Source organism: Bradyrhizobium sp. Bra78 (genome assembly GCF_024519855.1).
GTDB lineage: Bacteria > Pseudomonadota > Alphaproteobacteria > Rhizobiales > Xanthobacteraceae > Bradyrhizobium > Bradyrhizobium japonicum_G.
This window is the reverse complement of the sequence record NZ_JALJRE010000007.1, coordinates 205,160-222,433: the sequence shown is the minus strand read 5'-3', so window position 1 is coordinate 222,433 and position 17,274 is coordinate 205,160. Positions and strand designations below refer to the sequence as shown.

At 65.2% G+C, this 17,274-nt stretch carries 11 protein-coding genes; 8 read left to right on the top strand and 3 right to left on the bottom strand.

What is annotated here, in order from left to right; all coding sequences use genetic code 11:
- Positions 1–23 precede the first annotated feature (23 nt).
- A complete protein-coding gene (locus tag OC450_RS17950) occupies positions 24–2,114 on the top strand; it encodes a molybdopterin-dependent oxidoreductase (protein ID WP_262048376.1) in 2,091 nt (696 codons plus the stop codon).
- Positions 2,115–2,242: 128 nt separating this feature from the next.
- Complete coding sequence (locus OC450_RS17945; protein WP_211384933.1) at positions 2,243–3,025, top strand: enoyl-CoA hydratase/isomerase family protein; 783 nt, start codon at positions 2,243–2,245, stop codon at positions 3,023–3,025.
- A 25-nt stretch (positions 3,026–3,050) separates the two neighbouring features.
- Here OC450_RS17945 and OC450_RS17940 read toward each other — a convergent pair whose 3' ends face one another.
- The 3 genes from OC450_RS17940 to OC450_RS17930 all read right to left on the bottom strand — a co-directional run bounded on the left by OC450_RS17940 (position 3,051) and on the right by OC450_RS17930 (position 7,292).
- Positions 3,051–3,479, bottom strand: coding sequence for a GlcG/HbpS family heme-binding protein (locus OC450_RS17940; protein ID WP_211384934.1), 429 nt, complete (start codon positions 3,477–3,479; stop codon positions 3,051–3,053).
- A complete protein-coding gene (locus OC450_RS17935; RefSeq protein WP_262048375.1) occupies positions 3,472–6,447 on the bottom strand; it encodes an FAD-binding and (Fe-S)-binding domain-containing protein in 2,976 nt (991 codons plus the stop codon). Before OC450_RS17935 ends, OC450_RS17940 begins: the two co-directional genes overlap by 8 nt.
- A 107-nt stretch (positions 6,448–6,554) precedes the next feature.
- The gene (locus OC450_RS17930; RefSeq protein WP_211384936.1) at positions 6,555–7,292 is read right to left on the bottom strand and encodes a GntR family transcriptional regulator; all 738 of its coding nucleotides are present in this window, start codon (positions 7,290–7,292) and stop codon (positions 6,555–6,557) included.
- A 133-nt stretch (positions 7,293–7,425) separates the two neighbouring features.
- Between OC450_RS17930 and OC450_RS17925 the strand changes: the two genes are divergently transcribed.
- The 6 genes from OC450_RS17925 to OC450_RS17900 all read left to right on the top strand — a co-directional run bounded on the left by OC450_RS17925 (position 7,426) and on the right by OC450_RS17900 (position 17,270).
- On the top strand, positions 7,426–8,628 hold the full coding sequence (locus OC450_RS17925) for a pyridoxal-phosphate-dependent aminotransferase family protein (RefSeq protein ID WP_211384937.1): 1,203 nt from the start codon (positions 7,426–7,428) through the stop codon (positions 8,626–8,628).
- Between the two features lie 260 nt (positions 8,629–8,888).
- Positions 8,889–10,088, top strand: coding sequence for a pyridoxal-phosphate-dependent aminotransferase family protein (locus OC450_RS17920; protein WP_256808971.1), 1,200 nt, complete (start codon positions 8,889–8,891; stop codon positions 10,086–10,088).
- A 42-nt stretch (positions 10,089–10,130) separates the two neighbouring features.
- Complete coding sequence (locus OC450_RS17915; RefSeq protein WP_256808969.1) at positions 10,131–10,928, top strand: enoyl-CoA hydratase/isomerase family protein; 798 nt, start codon at positions 10,131–10,133, stop codon at positions 10,926–10,928.
- A 536-nt stretch (positions 10,929–11,464) separates the two neighbouring features.
- Positions 11,465–15,373 (top strand): beta strand repeat-containing protein, encoded by a 3,909-nt coding sequence (locus OC450_RS17910; protein WP_262048374.1) that lies wholly within the window; start codon positions 11,465–11,467, stop codon positions 15,371–15,373.
- Positions 15,374–15,585: 212 nt separating this feature from the next.
- Positions 15,586–16,560 carry a Bug family tripartite tricarboxylate transporter substrate binding protein gene (locus OC450_RS17905; RefSeq protein ID WP_211384941.1) on the top strand — a complete coding sequence of 325 codons (975 nt, stop codon included), beginning with the start codon at positions 15,586–15,588 and terminating at the stop codon, positions 16,558–16,560.
- Positions 16,561–16,727: 167 nt separating this feature from the next.
- Positions 16,728–17,270 (top strand): tripartite tricarboxylate transporter TctB family protein, encoded by a 543-nt coding sequence (locus tag OC450_RS17900; RefSeq protein ID WP_211384942.1) that lies wholly within the window; start codon positions 16,728–16,730, stop codon positions 17,268–17,270.
- Positions 17,271–17,274: the final 4 nt, after the last annotated feature.

Here is a 17,274-nt window from a genome sequence, read left to right as displayed (position 1 = left end):
ATTTTGGTGTTACGAAATCGGGCATGAACCAGCACGCCAAGATCGAAATCCGCCATTCGACCTGTCCGCATGATTGCCCGTCGGCCTGCGCCCTCGATGTCGAGGTGGTCGAAGGCCGCAACATCGGCCGCGTTCGCGGTTCGAAGAAGCAGACCTATACGGCCGGCGTCGTCTGCGCCAAGGTCGCCCGCTATGCCGAGCGCATCCATCACCCCGAGCGGCTGATCTATCCGATGCGCCGCACCGGGCCGAAGGGCTCCGGGCAGTTCGTGCGGATCTCCTGGGACGAGGCGCTCGACGAGATCGCCAACCGCTTCAATCAGGCCGAGCGCGAGTTCGGCGCGGAATCGATCTGGCCCTATTACTACGCCGGGACGATGGGGCTGGTGATGCGCGACGGCCTCAACCGCCTCACGCATGTGAAGAAATACTCGCGCTTCTATCAGACCATCTGCGCCAATGTCGGGCGCATCGGCTTTGCGATCGGCACCGGCAAGATCGCCGGCGTCGATCCGCGCGAGATGGCAGTGTCCGATCTCGTGGTGATCTGGGGCACCAATCCCGTCAACACGCAGGTCAACGTGATGACGCACGCCGCCCGTGCGCGCAAGGAGCGCGGCGCGAAAATCGCGGCGGTCGACATCTACGACAACGAGACCATGAAGCAGGCGGACATCAAGATCCTCCTGCGTCCCGGCACCGACGGTGCCTTTGCCTGCGGCGTGATGCATGTCCTGTTCCGCGACGGCCATGCCGACCGCGCCTACATGGACAAATACACCGATTGCCCCGCCGAGCTCGAGGCGCATCTGAAGACCCGGACGCCGGAATGGGCCTCCGCGATCACAGGCGTGCCGGTGTCCGAGATCGAGGCGTTTGCCAAACTGGTCGGCGAGACCCAGCGGACCTTCTTCCGGCTCGGCTACGGTTTCACCCGCTCGCGCAACGGCGCGACGCAGATGCATGCGGCACTCTGCATTCCCGCGGTGACCGGCGCCTGGCAATATGAAGGCGGCGGCGCCTTCTTCAACAATTACGCGTTGTGGCACTTCGACGAATCGCTCATCGAAGCCCACGACGCGATCGACCAGACCACGCGCGCGCTCGACCAGTCGCAGATCGGCCGCATCCTTACCGGCGATGCCGAGGCCCTGCTCGGAAAGGGGCCGGTCAAGGCGATGCTGATCCAGAACACCAACCCGATGACGGTGGCGCCGGAGCAGGCGCTGGTGCGGCAGGGATTCGCGCGCGAGGATCTGTTCGTCGCGGTGCACGAGCAATTCATGACCGAGACGGCGCAGATGGCCGACATCGTGTTGCCGGCGACGATGTTCATGGAGCATGACGATCTCTATTACGGCGGCGGCCACCAGCACATCTCGGTCGGCCCGAAGCTGATCGACCCGCCCGGCGAGTGCCGCTCCAACCACCAGCTGTTGCAGGCGCTGGCGCCGCGGCTTGACGCGACGCATCCGGGTTTCGAGCTGACGCCGCGCGAATTGATCGACGCGACGCTGAAGCTCAGCGACCACGGCGACATCGCCGGCCTCGAAGCCGATCTCTGGCGCGACCTGCAGCCGGACTTCCGCACCTCGCATTATCTCGACGGTTTTGCCCATGCCGACGGGAAATTCCACTTCAGGGCCGACTGGGCGCATCCGCCGTTCGGCCGGACGATGGGCGATTTCGACAAGATGCCCTCGTTGCCGGACCATTGGGCGGTGATCGAGCACGCCGACCAGGCTCATCCGTTCAGGCTTGCGACCAGCCCTTCGCGCAGCTTCCTCAACACCACCTTCAACGAGACGCCGTCCTCGCAGGCGCGCGAGGGCAGGGCGAGCGTGATGATCCATCCCCTCGATGCAGCCTCCCTCGACATCGCCGACGGCGATGCGGTGACGCTCGGCAACACCCGCGGCGAGACCACGCTGATTGCCACACTGTTCGAGGGCGTGCGGCGCGGCGTGCTGATCGCGGAATCCGTTCATCCCAACAAGAGCCATATCGGGGATCGCGGCATCAACATGCTGACGGGCGCGGACACCATCGCGCCGATCGGCGGGGCCGCGTTCCACGACAACAAGGTGTGGATCAGGAAAGCGGTCGCCGCCTGAGCGGGCCTTGATCGCCCGTATATTTGTGTCGAGGCGCTAAAGCGGCGTCTCGCCGCAGATTGCCCCTTGCACCTTGCGCCCGCGCTGCCGCAAATGGCAGCAAAACGGAAAGCTAAGGAAGCGGCGTCATGACCGACACAACGAGCGTCATCACCGAGAAGCGCGGGCAGGCGTTCTGGATCACCATCAACCGGCCGGAGAAGCGCAATGCGCTGAACGGCGACGTGATCGCCGGCATCGGCAAAGGCTATCGCGACGCGCATGACGACAGGGATGTCCGCGTCATCGTGCTGACGGGCGCGGGCGACAAGGCGTTCTGCGCCGGAGCTGATCTGCAGAACTCCGGCGCGGCCTTCGCGATGGATCATTCCAGGCCCAATGTCGACTATGCCGATCTGCTGCGGTTGTCGCAGAACGCGACCAAGCCGGCGATCGCGCGCGTCGGCGGCGTCTGCATGGCCGGCGGCATGGGCCTGCTGTGCATGACCGACATGGCCGTTGCGGCCGATCACGTCATCTTCGGCCTGCCGGAGGTGAAGGTAGGCGTGTTCCCGATGCAGGTGTTGAGCCTGCTGCAGTCCATCGCTCCGCCGCGGCTCGTCAACGAATGGGCGCTGACCGGCGAGCCGTTCGACGCGAAGGCGGCGCAGGCAGCTGGCCTGCTCAACCACGTCGTCCCCGCAGCCGAGCTGGATGCCAAGGTCGACTGGCTGATCGGCCGCATCGTCGACAAATCCCCGACCGCGATCCGCCGCGGCAAATACGCCATGCGTGCGATCGCCTCGATGTCGTTCGACGAGAGCATCGCCTACACCGAAAGCCAGATCGCGCTGCTCGCGATGACCGAGGACGCCAAGGAAGGGCTGAAGGCCTTCGGCGAGAAGCGCAAGCCGGTCTGGACGGGTCGGTAAGGGGGTTACGACAGGAGCGGCGACCTCAGCCCGCGTTGGCCTTCAGCCCCGCTGCCTGGATGCCGGAGACCGCGCAGGCCTCGTCATTGTCGGACGTGTCGCCGGAAACTCCGACCGCGCCGAGCAAGGTCGTGCCGTCCATGATCAGCACGCCGCCCGGGACCGGCACCAGCGCGCCCCTGGCGATGGTGTTCACCGCGTCGATGAAATAGGCCTGCTCCTGCGCGCGCTGGAACAGGGCGCGCGAACCCATGCCGAGCGCGAGCGCGCCGTAGGCCTTGCCGTGCGCGATCTCGGCGCGCATCAGGCTGGTGCCGTCCTGGGCCGCGGCGATCTTGAGCACGCCGCGGGCGTCGAGGATGGTGACGACGAGCGGCTTCAGCTTGAGTTCGCCGGCCTTCGCAAAGGCGGCATCGAGGATCTTGCGGGCGGTGTCGAGCGTGAGGTCAGCCATGGCTGGTTTCCTTTTCAGCGAGAGAAGTGGAGTTGGTTTCGGCGCGATCGAGGCTCATCGCCAGCACGCGCGCGACGTGAAGCGCCTCGCGCTGCGCGCCGTCGTGGATCTGGTGCCGGCAGGAGGTGCCGTCGGCCACGACCAGCGTGGTCTGGTCCGCGCGCCGCACCGCGGGCAGCAGCGACAGCTCGGCCATCTCGATCGAGGCGTCATACGTGTCGGCGCCATAGCCGAAGGCGCCGGCCATGCCGCAGCAGCTCGATTCGATGGTCTCGACCTTCAGGCCGGGGACGAGGCGCAGCACCTGTTCGACCGGCTTGAACGCGCCGAAGGATTTCTGGTGGCAATGGCCGTGCACAAGTGCCTTGTCGGCGACGGCGCCGAGCGGCAGTTGCAGCCGGCCGGCCTCGGCCTCGCGCACCAGGAACTCCTCGAACGTCAGTGCGTGGGCACCGACGGCCTTGGCGTCATTGTCCTGGCGCAGCGAAGCCAACTCGTCTCGCAGCGTCAACAGGCAGCTCGGCTCGAGGCCGATGATCGGCACGCCGCGCGCGGCAAAGGGCGCGAAGGCGGCGACGATCTGGTCGAGCTCGGACCTCGCTTCGTCGACGAGTCCGGCGGACAGGAAGGTGCGGCCGCAGCACAGCGGCCGGCTGCCGCTCGCGGGCTTCGGCATGTGCACGCGGTAGCCGCCGGCCGTGAGCACGCGCAGCGCGGCGTCGAGATTCTCGCGCTCGTAGATGCGGTTGAACGTGTCGGCGAAAAGCACCACCTCGCGGCCGGCCTCCGGACCAACCGTTTCCGCAGGCGGCACGAACACGTCGCTGCGGAAAGCGGGCAGGGCGCGGCGTGCGCTGATGCCGGCAAAGCGCTCGAACAGCTTTCGCAGCAGCGGACTGCGGTTGCGTAAATTCGCCAGCGGCGCGAAGCGCGCCGCGAGGCCGGCATAACGGGGCAGATAGCCGACCAGCCGGTCGCGCAGCGTCAGGCCGTGGGAGGTGACGCGCGCGGCCAGCACCTCGATCTTCATCTTGGCCATGTCGACGCCGGTCGGGCATTCGTGGCGGCAGGCCTTGCAGGAGACGCAGAGTTTCAGCGTCTCCATCATCTCGTCGGAGGAGAGCGCATCGGGCCCGAGCTGGCCGGAGATCGCAAGGCGTAGCGTATTGGCGCGCCCGCGCGTGACATCCTTCTCGTTGCGCGTCGCGCGGTAGGACGGGCACATCACGCCGCCCTCGAGCTTGCGGCAGGCGCCGTTGTTGTTGCACATCTCGACCGCGCCCTGGAAACCGCCGCCCGCGCCGGGCCATGCGGACCAGTCGAGCTTCGTGTTCAACTCGCCGACGCGATAGTCCGGCCGGTAGCGGAACAGCGAGCGGTCGTCCATCTTCGGGGCATCGACGATCTTGCCGGGGTTGAGCACGCCGTCGGGATCGAAGCGCTGCTTCACTTCCCTGAAGTCGGCGACGAGGCGTTCGCCGAACATCGTCGCATGGAATTCGGAGCGCACCAGGCCGTCGCCATGCTCGCCGGAATGCGAGCCCTTGTACTCGCGCACCAGCGCGAAGGCCTCTTCGGCGATGGCCCGCATCGCCTTGACGTCCTTCTCCAGCTTCAAGTTCAGCACGGGACGCACATGCAGGCAGCCTTCGGAGGCATGGGCGTACATCGTGCCGCTGGTGCCGTGCTTGGCGAAGACTTCGTTCAGCCGCGCGGTGTAGTCGGCCAGATGCGGCAGCGGCACCGCGCAGTCCTCGACGAAGGAAACCGGCTTGCCTGCGTCCTTCATCGACATCATGACGTTGAGGCCGGCGGCGCGGAAATCGGCGATGCCGCCCTGCAGCGCCGGCTCGGTGATCTCGACCACGCCGCCCCATTTGCGCTTGTCTTTGCTCCAGCCGAAGCCGAGATCGCCCATCAGCTCGCCGAGCTGCTTGAGGCGGACGAGGTTGTCCGCCTGGTCCTCCTCCGCGAATTCGACCACCAGCACGGCATCCGGATCGCCCTTGATGGCGGTGGAGATGATGGGCCGGAACATCGCGATGTCGCGGCCGAGCGCGAGCATGGTGCGGTCGACCAGCTCGACCGCGATCGGTTTGAGCTTGACCAGATGCTGGGCCGCGTCCATCGCCTCGTAGAAGCTGCCGAAATGGCAGATGCCGAGCGCCTTGTTGCGGATCACCGGCCACAGCTTCAGCTCGACCTTGGTGGTGAAGGCCAGGGTCCCCTCGGAGCCGACGAGAAGGTGCGCCATGTTGTTGCGCGCATTGCGCGGCACCAGCGCATCGAGATTGTAGCCGCCGACGCGGCGCTGCACTTTTGGAAAGCGGGCCGCGATCTCCTCGGCCTCGCGCGTGCCGAGATCGAGCATGTCGCGGAACAGCGCGCGGGCGCCGTTGCCGGGATCGACGTCGGAAAGATCGCGCGACACCTCGCCGTAGTGCGCCAGCGTGCCGTCGGCGAGTGCGGCCTCCATCGACAGCGTGTTGTCGCGCATGGTGCCGTAGCGCAAGCTGCGGCCGCCGCAGGAATTGTTGCCGGCCATGCCGCCGATCGTCGCGCGCGAGGCCGTGGAGACGTCGACCGGAAACCACAGGCCGTGCTTCTTGAGCTGGCGGTTGAGGTCGTCGAGCACGATGCCGGGCTCGACCACGCAGGTGCGGCCCTCGACGTCGAGCGACAGGATCCGGTTCAGGTGCTTCGAGAGATCGACCACGAGGCCGTCATTGACGGTCTGGCCGCATTGCGAGGTGCCGCCGCCGCGCGGGGTGACCTTCAATCCCTCGTCGCGGGCGATCGCCAGCGCCCGCAGCGCCTCGTCCATGGTCCTGGGCACGACCACGCCAGCCGGCATGATCTGGTAGAACGAGGCGTCGGTGGCATAGCGGCCGCGGCTGAAGCCGTCGAACAGCACGTCGCCGGTCATGTCCGCGCGCAGGCGTCGTTCGAGCGTGGAGGCGTTTGTCATCCCTGATCCCGGACTGATCCAGCGAGGTGGCTCAGCCTTGCTGAGTTATCCATTATTGTTCACGACCGATTATATTATGAATTCAAAATGAGCAAGCCGGCTGACCCTCAAGGCGAGGCGGGCGCCTCGCCTTGGGGCTCGGTCAGGTGATCGATCGCCGCACTCCGCTTGTTGCGCAGGTGCTGGAACAGGATGTCGCTGAGCTCACTTGCGGCGCGCCGGCGCAACGCATCAAGGATGGCCTCGTGCTCGCGCATCGCTTCCGCCCAGCGCTGCCGCTTGCGGGCGAAATTGGCGGAGTAGCGGACACGGCGGATCCGGCCGGCGAAATTGGCGTAGGCGGTCCTGAGCGTCTCGTTGCGGGCGGCCGCGACGATGCTCTCGTGGATGCGCTGGTTGGTCTGGAAATAGCCGTGCATGTCGCGATGCAGATAGTGGCCGTACATCTCGTAATGCAGCTGCTCGATCGCGGTGATTTCCTCATCCGTGATGGCTTCGCAGGCGAGGCGCCCGGCGAGGCCCTCCAGTCCCGCCATCACGTCGAACAGCTCCTCGAGGTCGCGCTGGCTGAGCTGGCGGACGCGTGCGCCGCGGTTGGGCAATAGCTCGATCAGCCCCTCGGCGGCGAGCACCTTCAAGGCCTCGCGCAAGGGCGTGCGGGAGATGCCGAACATTTCGCAGAGCCGGCGCTCGGGAACGCGCGCGCCCTCGGCGATATTGCCCTCGACCACATAGTCGCGCAGCCGCAGCAGGATCTCGCCATGGAGCGAGGCCTCCTGGCGGTCGCCGCCGTTGCCGGCGGGCGGGGCGATCGGAACCCCGGTGTCGGGAATCGTGGATTTCATTTGCAGCACAGTAGTTTGCCCGTTTGATCGCGTCGACGTCCACAATCGAATACCAAATTTCGATTGAAAGGACAAAAAATGAATGCAAAATAGCTCGCAGGGCCGGCCATAACCCGCCGACAGGGAGGTTTTCATGCATCAGGGACGCCATTTTCTTCAGATTCCGGGCCCAAGCCCCGTCCCCGACCGCGTCCTGCGCGCCATGGACATGCCCGTCATCGATCACCGGAGCGCGGAATTCGGCGAGCTCGGCCGCGCCGTGCTCGAAGGCAGCCAAAAAATCTTCCAGACCGCCGGTCCGGTCGTGATCTTCCCCTCGTCGGGGACCGGCGCCTGGGAGGCGGCGATCGTCAACACGCTGTCGCCGGGCGACAAGGTGCTGATGGTCGAGACCGGCCATTTCGCCACGCTGTGGCGGCAAATGGCGGGCCGCTTCGGTATCGATGTCGATTTCGTGCCCGGCGATTGGCGCCGCGGCGCCGACCCGGCGGTGGTCGAAGCAAAACTCACCGAGGACAAGGCGCACGCGATCAAGGCCGTGATGGTCGTGCACAACGAGACCTCGACCGGCGCGACCAGCCGCATCGGCGAGATCCGTGCTGCGATCGACCGCACGGGCCATCCGGCGCTTCTGATGGTCGACACCATCTCCTCGCTCGGCTCGGTCGACTACCGCCACGACGAGTGGAAGGTCGACGTCAGCGTCAGCTGCTCGCAGAAGGGCTTTATGCTGCCGCCCGGCCTCGGCTTCAACGCGATCTCGGAGAAGGCGCGCGCCGCTGCGAAGACCAACAGGATGCCGCGCTCCTATTTCGATTGGGAGGAGATGCTCAAGCCCAACGCCAACGGCTTCTTCCCCTACACACCCGCGACCAATCTGCTCTACGGCCTGCGTGAGGCGATCGCGATGCTGCTCGAAGAAGGGCTCGAGAACGTGTTCGCGCGCCATCAGCGGCTGGCTGCCGCGACACGCGCCGCCGTCAATCATTGGGGGCTCGAGATCCTTTGCCGGGAGCCGGCGGAATTCTCGCCGGTGCTCACCGCGGTGCTCATGCCACCGGGACATGATGCCGACCAGTTCCGCAAGATCGTGCTCGACAATTACAACATGTCGCTCGGCTCGGGCCTGTCGAAGGTCGCCGGAAAGGTCTTCCGGATCGGCCATCTCGGCGAATGCAATGCGCTGACGCTGCTCGGTGCGCTCACCGGCGTCGAGATGGGCCTGTCGGTCGCGGGCGTGCCGCACCGCTCAGGCGGCGTCGATGTCGCGATGAAGCTGCTGGAGCAGCGTCCGCAGGGCAATGCGTCGCCGCATCTGAAAGTGGTCGGCACTTAAGGCCGCGCGGGACACGCGGCCGAAATCATAGGAAGTGATCAGGGAGGGATGCGGGCCCCATGGCACACGCGGCCGCTCGCCGCTCGCGCGCGGCGGAGGCCGAGGAGCCTCTCCCGTCCGGCAAGGTGGTGGCCGCGGAGTAGGGGGCGGCGGAGGTCCGCCGCTTCTGCATGGGAGTCGCCCTTTGGAGAGGGGACAAGCCGGTCAAATGGTGCTATTCGGCGGCCATCAAAACCAAGGCTAGACCGGGAAGGACGCCGATGACCGTGCATACTGGAAGGCATTTCTTACAGATTCCAGGACCGACCAACGTGCCCGACCGGGTGCTGCGGGCGATGGACATGCCGACGCTGGACCATCGCGGTCCGGAGTTCGCCGAGCTCGGTTTCGCCGTCCTCGCCGGCATGCAGCGCGTGTTCCGCACCAAGCAGCCCGTGATCATCTTCCCCTCGTCCGGCACCGGCGCCTGGGAAGCGGCGATGGTCAACGTGCTCTCGGCCGGCGACAAGGTCCTGATGTGCGAGACCGGCCAGTTCGCCGTGCTGTGGCGCGGCATCGCCGACAAGTTCAAGCTCGACGTCGACTTCATCCCGAGCGACTGGCGCCACGGCGCCGATCTCGCCGAGATCGAGAAGCGCCTTGCCGCCGACAAGCAGCACACGATCAAGGCGGTCTGCGTCGTCCACAACGAGACCTCGACCGGCTGTGTGACCCCGCCGCTGGAGGTGCGCAAGCTGCTCGACCGCGTCAAGCATCCGGCCCTCCTCATGGTCGACACCATCTCGGGCCTCGGTTCGATGGAATATGAGCACGATGCCTGGGGCATCGACGTCTCGGTCGCGGGCTCCCAGAAGGGCCTGATGCTGCCGCCGGGTCTCGGTTTCAACGCCGTCTCGGAGAAGGCGCTCGCTGTGGCGAAGGCCAATCCGGGCATGCGCTCCTATTGGGACTGGCAGGAAGTCATCAGCTTCAACAAGCTCGGCACCTTCCCCTATACGCCCGCGACCAATCTGCTCTACGGCCTGCGCGAGGCGGTGAAGATGCTGGAGGAGGAGGGGCTGGAGAACGTCTGGTCCCGGCACAAGCGCCACAGCGCTGCGACCCGCGCCGCGGTCAAGGTCTGGGGCCTGGAGACCCAATGCGCCGATCCCGCCGCGCATTCGCCGGCGCTGACCGGCGTGCGCGTGCCTGACGGACACGATGCCGACGCCTTCCGCAAGGTGGTGCTGGAAAACTTCGACATGTCGCTCGGCACGGGCCTGAACAAGGTCAAGGGCAAGGTGTTCCGCATTGGCCATATCGGCCATTTCAACGATCTGATGCTGATGGGCACGCTCGCCGGCGTCGAGATGGGCCTGGATCTTGCAAAGATTCCGCACCGAAGCGGCGGCGTGTTGGCGGCCATGGACGTCCTCAAGGGACGCGACGTGGTGCCGATGGCCAAGGCCCAGGTGGCTTAAAGGCCCAGGTGGCCCGAAACTAACCTAGAAAGTGAGCGCGCGATGAACGCACCGACGACGACGAACGAAGACCTGCTCTACTCCGTCCAGGACGGCATCGCGCGGATCACCTTCAACCGCCCCCAGGCGCGCAATGCAATGACCTTCGCCATGTATGACCGCATGGCGGAGATCTGCCAGGAGATCAACGCCGACCGCTCGATCAAGGCGTTGATCCTGACCGGCGCCGGGGACAAGGCGTTCGCCTCCGGCACCGACATCTCGCAATTCCGCGCCTTCAAGACCGCGCAGGACGCGCTTGATTACGAGGCCCGCATCGACCGCGTGCTCGGCACGCTCGAGCAGTGCCGCGTGCCTGTGATCGCGGCGATCGCCGGCGCCTGCACCGGCGGCGGCGCCGGCATCGCGGCCTGCTGTGACCTCCGCATCGGGACTGAGACGACGCGCATCGGCTTTCCGATCGCGCGCACGCTCGGCAACTGCCTGTCGATGTCCAACATCAGCCGCGTCGTCTCGCTGGTGGGACCTGCCCGCACCAAGGATATGATCTTCAAGGCGCGGCTGGTCGAGGCGCCGGAGGCGCTGGCGCTCGGCCTGCTCAACGAGGTCGTGCCCGACGTCGAGACGCTTCAGCGCCGCGCCGACGAGACCGCAAAGCTCGTCGCGAGTCACGCGCCGCTCACGCTCGAAGCGACCAAGGAAGCGGTCCGCCGCATCCGCCGCACGCTGTCGCGCGAAGAGGGCGAGGACCTGATCCTCAAGGCCTACATGAGCGAAGATTTCCGCGAGGGCATGGACGCCTTCCTCAACAAGCGCGCGCCGAACTGGAAGGGCAAGTAGCCCGTACCGTCGGCTCTTTCGCCCGCCTTCACAGGCTGCGCGAAAGCCGAAGCGATTGCGGACGCCAATCGTCAGTCGTTTCGCGTAATCCAAATTGTCACAAACCTTTCAATCGGTTCCGGTCCCCGGAACCGCGATTGTGTGCGCCCGCACCTACGCGTTCACGTTGACGGCATGACAAGCTCGGGCATAAGATCGCGAAGGTTGCATTCCACCGTCTCGTTTTTCCGAGCGGCCGATCGCATCGAGTGACGTGATTTGTGTGAAGCGTTCCGGCCGATCGTCCTGCAACCGGACGTCATTGAACTGAAATTGAACTGAAAAAGTAGCGAAGTAAGTTTCGTCGACGCGAACCGCGCCAGAATTCATTGCTGCTCACCATCCCCACGCCAGGCACGGCCTCGCGAACAAGCCAAGCGAATCAAGACTGTTGAGTCACGACTCTTAAGCCACGTCTGATCTCTCGGACCGATTAGTCGCGCCGCCGCGTGCTCGTGCGGTGACGCCTTCATGGCAACGCAGGCAGGGATTTTTCCATGACCAATCACACGCCGATTTTCACCTCGTCATCCGCGGCGGGCAGCTTCACCGAATTCGCCAATCTGGACGACTCGACCACGCTGCACTCGCTCTCCGGAACGATGAGCTTCAAGGACAGCGACAAGACCGACACCCATACGACGTCGTCGACGCTGCAGTCCGCGGTGCTGTCCAATGGGACGATCATTCCTGCGACCTCGCTTGCGCATTTTCAGACTGCGATGCAATCGCAGATCCTGAGCGATTCAAACGGCAACGGCCAGCTCAAATGGAGCTTCAGCGACCAGGACCAGGATTTCGACTTCCTCGCCAAGAACCAGACGCTGGTCCTGACCTACGACGTCAAGGTCTCCGACAACCATGGCGGCTTCGCGATCCAGACCGTCAAGATCACCATCACCGGCACCGACGACAAGCCGGTGATCAACATGACGGCGGCCGCGACCGTCACCGAGCAGACCAACCAGACGCTGTCGCTCTGGCCCGATACGGTTCACGTGGCGCTCACCTTCACCGACGACGATCTCACCAACACCGGGCACACCGCGACCGTGATCGGCGTGTCCGCTTCCGGCGCCACCGCGGGCCTCTTGCCCGGTTCGCTCGGCAACGCCGAGCTGATGGCGTTCTTCCACGTCGACAACGTCGTCAAGACGTCCGGTTCCTCGACCGGCACCATCAACACCACCTTCTCGGCGCCCGATCTCGCCTTCGACTATCTCGCGGCGGGCCAGCATCTCGACATCACCTACACGGTGCAGCTCGACGACCATGCCGGCGGGATCTCGACCCAGACGGTCGCGGTGACCGTGGTCGGCACCAACGACAAGCCGGTGTTCCTGTCGTGCCCGGAATCGGCCGCTCTCGTCGAGGATCAAAATGTCAGTCCGACCGGCGATCTCACCGCGCATGACAGCCTGGTCTTCGCCGACATCGACCTCGCCGACGCGCATACCGTCTCGACGACGGTTACGGCGACCCGCTCGGGCGGCGGTTCGATACCCCTGACCGATGCGCAGCTGCTGGCTGCGTTCGGCACCTCGCTTCAGGATTCGACCGGCCACGTGATCGGCGAGGTCGACTGGAATTTCGCATTTCCCAATTCCTCCGCCAATTTCCTCAACGGCGGCGAGACACTCAAGCTCGTCTATCACGTTGCGGTCGACGACGGTCAAGGCGGCTCCACCACCCAGGACGTCACCATCACGATCCTCGGCACCAACCATCCCGTCGTGATCACAAGCGATCCGGAATCCTCCACCGTGGCCGAGCAGGATGCAACCACGGGCTCGTCCGCGCCCGATACGACGCCGACGATTCCGGCCGGCACGCTCGCTTTCACCGACCAGGACACCAGCGACACGCACACCGTGACCGTCACGCTCGACTCGACCTCGGGGCCGACACCGCCGGCCGCGACGCAGGCACACCTTGCCGCCGCGCTGACGACCACGCTGCACGATTCCACGGGCACCGGCACCGGCAGCATCGATTGGAATTTCGCGATCGCCGACCAGGACCTCGATTATCTTGCGTTCAATGAGACGCTGACGGTGAACTACGACATCAAGGTCGCCGACGGCTCGACCAGCTCGACGCAGACCGTCTCCGTCGTCATCACCGGCGCCAACGATGGGCCCGTCATGACCAGCGGACCGGGATCGGCTTCGCTGTCCGAGCAGCCGGGCGTGACCGGATCGCAATCGCCGGACACCACGAGCCCGGTGCCGACGGGAACGCTGGGCTTCAACGACGTCGATCTGGCGGATACGCATTCGGTCAGCGTGGTGGTGGATTCGGCGGTGTGGTCGGCCAACAGTTTCGCCATCCCCGGCCAGACGCTGGTGGACCTCCAGTCGGCGCTCTCGACGGTGCTGAATGATTCCACCGGGACCGGAATCGGCGGCATCGACTGGACTTTTAGCATCGCCGACGCCGATCTCGACTTCCTCAGCGTCGGCGAGACGCTGACGGTGCAATATGACGTCAACGTCTGGGACGGCTTCACCAACGCGACCCAGATCGTCACCGTGACCATCGACGGTGCGGCCGATCCGCTGGTCTTGACGCCGGTAGCCGTTGCCATATCCGATACCGACGGCCCCGATGCCGGTGTGGCACTCGCAACCGGCGCCCTCTTCGACGTCAACCAGCCGGTCGACCTGAGCACGCCGCGGACCGTCACCGAGGTCAACGGCAGCGCCGCCAATGTCGGCCATTCGGTGGCCGGCGCGCACGGAACGCTGGTACTCAACGCCGACGGGTCCTACGGCTATGTGGCGGATTCGTCGGTCGACGCGCTGCACGCCGGCGACGACGTCACCGATCAGTTCACCTTCACGGTCGATGACGGCCAGGGCAATCTGGCCTCGACCACCCTGACTTTCGACATCGCGGGAGCCAACGACAAGCCGCTGGTCACATCGGCCAATCTCAGCGGATCGGTCACCGAAGACGCAGGTCCGCCGGTGATCCTGAACGGCGATTTCGAGACCGGCAATCTTGCCGATTGGACGGTGAGCGGCAGCCACATCCACGTGGCGCAGCTGGAGTTCGGCGGCAGCTTCGGCCACTATTCGGCCGAGCTCCTGCCGACGAGCGGCGGCCCGGAGACGCTGTCGCAGAATGTCGCGACCACGCCCGGCCAGCACTATTTCGTCAGCTTCGATCTCGTTGGCGATGCCGAGGGCGTCAACACGCCGTTCTCGATGTCGTGGGACGGCGCGACGATCCTGTCGCTCAGTCAGGTGCCGGCCGGCGTCAACCACTATTCCTTCGATCTCATCGGCGACGCCGCCCTGTCCTCGACGGAGCTGCTGTTTTCCTACGAGGACGATTCCTCCGGCATGATCCTCGATTCCGTCAACGTCAATCCGGCGACGGGACCGGCAACCGAATCCACGGCGGGCTCGCTGTCGTTCTCCGACGCCGAGACGGGGGATACGCACAGCGCGAGCTTCCTGCCGAACGGCAGCGGTTACGTTGGCACGTTCTCGCTCGATCCGGTCAGCGAGGCGGGCGGCACCGGATCCGTGGCCTGGCACTTCACGGTCGACAATTCCGACATCCAGTTCCTGGCGCAGGGGCAGACGCTGACGCAGGATTATTTCGTGACCATTGCCGACGACAATGGCGGGTCGACGACGCAGGACGTCACCGTCACCCTCAACGGCACCAACGATGCGCCGACTGCGGTCAGCGAAACGGTGATCACCGATGTCGGAACGAATGCAACGGTGCAGATCCCGAACTGGGCGCTCGCCCTGAACGACACCGACCCCGACACCATCGACCATCTTTCGCTCGGCAGCATCACGACGAGCTCGGGCGGCAGTGCCTTCAAGTTGGGGGATGCCTTCTTCGGCGATGACGCAACGCTCGGCGGCTCGTTCAGCTACACGGCCTCCGACGGGATGACGACCTCGTCCAACACCGCGACCGCCACAATCATGAACAACGCGGCCGGCGCGACCGCGCTGACCGGCACCGGCGGTGACGACATCCTGATCGCCAGCAACGGGACCGAGACGATGAGCGGAGGCGGCGGCAACGACGTGCTGATCGCCACGGCCAGCGGCAATGTCATGACCGGCGGCGGCGGCAATGACATCTTCGCCTTCCTCCAGCCGTCCGGACCGAGCGCGGTCAGCGACTTCAACAACACCACCGAGCAGGACCGTATCGCCGTCTCTGCGAGCGGCTTCGGTGGCGGGTTGACGGCGGGGACTAACGTGACGTTCGAGACCTCCGGTGACGACGTGCTCTCGGGCTTCTCCCAGTTCCATTTCGACACGGCAAACCAGACGCTCTACTACAGCGCCGACGGGACGCAGGGAGCGGCGGTTGCCCTGCTCAGCGTCCAGGCCGGCGTGATGCTCAACCAGCACGACATACTGGTCGTGTAGGCCGCGGCGGGCGAGCTTCCCGAAGCCGAGGCGCGGGTCCCGAAAGGGGCCCGCGCTTTTTGCGTCATTCCCAATCTCATTCCAAAGTCATAAGAGGGATGACATCGGACAGCTTGAACTCGGCCGGATTCGCCAGCACAATGGCGGCGGAATTCATCTTTGAATTTCCAATCCGAACAAGAACATAGGGAAGACGCGCTGTGGGACATGGAATGAAGGCCGCGGTCACGCTGGCGGCCGTGCTTTGCGGCGCGCCGGCCTTTGCCGGCTGGGAGCCGGCCAAACCCGTCGAGATCGTGGTTGCGGCGGGCGCCGGCGGCGCCTCCGACCAGATGGCGCGGATGATGCAGGCGGCCATCCAGAAGAACAATCTGATGAAGCAGCCGATCGTGGTCTCGCTCAAGGGCGGCGCATCGGGCGCGGAAGCGCTGATGTACATGAAGTCCAGCGAGGGCGATCCGAACAAGGTGCTGATCGCCTATTCGCTGATCTACATGCTGCCGCTGTCGGCCAAGATCCCGTTCAACTGGCGTGAGCTGACCCCGGTCTCGGTGATCGCGCTCGACCAGTTCGTGCTGTGGGACAACAGCGCGGGTCCGAAGTCGGTGAAGGAATTCGTCGCGGCCGCGAAGGCGGCGAGCGCGCCGTTCAAGATGGGCGGCACCGGCTCCAAGCGAGAGGATCATGTGCTGACCATTTTCCTCGAGCAGAAGACCGGCGCGAAATTCTCCTATCTGCCCTACAAGTCCGGCGGCGAGGCGGCGACCCAGCTCGTCGGCAACCACACCGAATCCAACGTCAACAACCCGTCCGAAAACCTCGAAGTCTGGCGCGCGGGCCAGGTGCGGCCGCTCTGCGTGTTCGACAAGGAGCGGATCTCCTACACCAGCAAGGTGACGGATACCCAGTCCTGGGCCGACATCCCGACCTGCAAGGAGGAGGGCATCGACGTCCAGTACCTGATGCTGCGCGCGATGTTCCTGCCCGGCAAGGTCACGCCGGAGCAGCAGGCATTCTATGTCGAGCTTTTCCACAAGGTGACGCAGACCGCGGAGTACAAGGACTACATGGAGAAGCAGGCGCTTAAGCCGATCTTCATCACCGGCAAGGACATGGTGCAATTCCTCGAGGAAGACGATGCAACCAACAAGGCGCTGATGACGGAAGCCGGGTTCGTCGCGAAGTAAGCGGTCTCTCTTCTCCCTCTCCCCGTTGTTGCGGGGAGAGGGCAGGGGTGAGGGGCTCTCTCCACGAGTCGAGCCTGTGGAGAGAGCCCCTCACCCGGCGCTTCGCGCCGACCTCTCCCCGCAAGAATGGGGAGAGGTAAATAATTCCCAGACTTGCACCAGAGTTCATGTCCCAAACCGATCTTGAAATCGTCGTCGACGATCCGACCGCGCCCGAGGACGATTCGCCATCCGTCGTCAGCTCCGGCACGATCGAGATCGTCGTCTGCCTTGTCTTGTTCGCGCTCGCCGCCACGCTCGGCTACGACAATTGGCGCACCGGCGCGTCCTGGGATTCGACCGGGCCCGAGCCCGGCTATTTCCCGTTCTACCTCTCCGTCATTCTCGGCGGCGGCAGTCTCTATGGCCTGGTCGTGGCGCTCGCCGCGCATCGCAAGGAAGCTGAGACCTTCGTCACGCGCGCGCAGGCCCGCCGCGTCATGGCGGTGTTCGTGCCGACGCTGCTGTTCTGCCTGGTGACGCAGTTCCTCGGCCTCTATGTCGCGAGCTTCCTCCTGATCGCGGGCTTCATGCGCCTGGTCGGCAAGATCGCGCTGTGGAAGTCGCTGCTCACCGCCTTCCTGTTCACGGCGATCATGTTCGTCACCTTCGACGTCGCCTTCGACGTCATCATGCCGAAAGGGCCGCTCGAAGCGGCCTTCGGCCGTTAGGCTG

Bases quoted from the DNA above. Each gene is read 5' to 3' on its own strand.
- OC450_RS17905 (WP_211384941.1), top strand. From the start codon at position 15,586: ATGAAGGCCGCGGTCACGCTGGCGGCCGTGCTTTGCGGCGCGCCGGCC.
- OC450_RS17950 (WP_262048376.1), top strand. From the start codon at position 24: ATGAACCAGCACGCCAAGATCGAAATCCGCCATTCGACCTGTCCGCAT.
- OC450_RS17930 (WP_211384936.1), bottom strand. From the start codon at position 7,292: ATGAAATCCACGATTCCCGACACCGGGGTTCCGATCGCCCCGCCCGCC.
- OC450_RS17920 (WP_256808971.1), top strand. From the start codon at position 8,889: ATGACCGTGCATACTGGAAGGCATTTCTTACAGATTCCAGGACCGACC.
- OC450_RS17945 (WP_211384933.1), top strand. From the start codon at position 2,243: ATGACCGACACAACGAGCGTCATCACCGAGAAGCGCGGGCAGGCGTTC.
- OC450_RS17915 (WP_256808969.1), top strand. From the start codon at position 10,131: ATGAACGCACCGACGACGACGAACGAAGACCTGCTCTACTCCGTCCAG.
- OC450_RS17910 (WP_262048374.1), top strand. From the start codon at position 11,465: ATGACCAATCACACGCCGATTTTCACCTCGTCATCCGCGGCGGGCAGC.
- OC450_RS17940 (WP_211384934.1), bottom strand. From the start codon at position 3,479: ATGGCTGACCTCACGCTCGACACCGCCCGCAAGATCCTCGATGCCGCC.
- OC450_RS17925 (WP_211384937.1), top strand. From the start codon at position 7,426: ATGCATCAGGGACGCCATTTTCTTCAGATTCCGGGCCCAAGCCCCGTC.
- OC450_RS17935 (WP_262048375.1), bottom strand. From the start codon at position 6,447: ATGACAAACGCCTCCACGCTCGAACGACGCCTGCGCGCGGACATGACC.
- OC450_RS17900 (WP_211384942.1), top strand. From the start codon at position 16,728: ATGTCCCAAACCGATCTTGAAATCGTCGTCGACGATCCGACCGCGCCC.